Origin of the sequence: Salsipaludibacter albus (assembly GCF_019798055.1) — a bacterium.
Taxonomy (GTDB): Bacteria; Actinomycetota; Nitriliruptoria; order Nitriliruptorales; family Nitriliruptoraceae; genus Salsipaludibacter; species Salsipaludibacter albus.
On record NZ_JAHOPH010000073.1, the window covers coordinates 1 to 731 of the forward strand.

The 731-nt window shown below is 57.3% G+C and carries 2 protein-coding genes; both read left to right on the forward strand.

Going from position 1 to position 731, the window contains the following annotated elements; all coding sequences use genetic code 11:
* A partial coding sequence (locus KR546_RS18850) for an enoyl-CoA hydratase-related protein (protein WP_238446266.1) occupies positions 1-463 on the forward strand: 463 nt, incomplete at its 5' end.
* 51 nt (positions 464-514) lie between these two features.
* Positions 515-731 (forward strand): DUF485 domain-containing protein (locus KR546_RS18855; RefSeq protein WP_238446267.1); only part of this gene is annotated, 217 nt, incomplete at its 3' end.

A 731-nucleotide genomic window follows, 5' to 3' on the forward strand; every position in this document is an offset into this window, starting at 1 on the left:
CCTGGAACTGGCCAGCGCAGCACACATTCGCGTGGCCGACAGCAGCACCTTCTTTGCCCTGCCTGAAGGCACACGCGGCATTTTCACCGGCGGTGGCGCGACCGTTCGCACCGCAAAAATCATTTCTCCCAACCGCATGATCGAACTGATGCTGACAGGCCGCGTGCTCGATGCCGTGGAAGGAGAGCGACTGGGGCTGGCGCACTACGTGTGCAACAACGAGGCCAACCCCAAAACAGCCTATGAGCTGAGCCTGGAACTGGCCCAGCGCATTGCAGGCAATGCCATCTTGTCGAACTACGCCATTGTCAGCTCGATCAGCCGCATTGCCGATATGTCTGCCACCGATGGCCTCTTTGCCGAGGGCTTGATGGCAGCAGTAGTTCAAACCGGGCGGGACGTGCAGGAACGCTTGGGGGAGTTTGTTAATAAGAAAGCTCATAAAGTGAAGCCGACCAAATAATATCGGCCAGGCGGACATGGGCAGTAATCACAACAATACGGAGACAAAACCATGCTGTCGCATCAAGAGTTAAGCCGGAAACTAGCCGGACTACAGGAATATGAGCAACTCAAGTCGCAGCGTCGGCGTCTGGCATTTGCCTGCGCCGGCATCTGCCTGGGGCTGACTGGCCTGTTTATCGTGACGGCCATTTTTTGGCCCGGCGTTCTAACCCATGACCTGGGCAGTGGAGGAGCTGTCAACAGTGGCATGGTGTACGGGGTAGGAC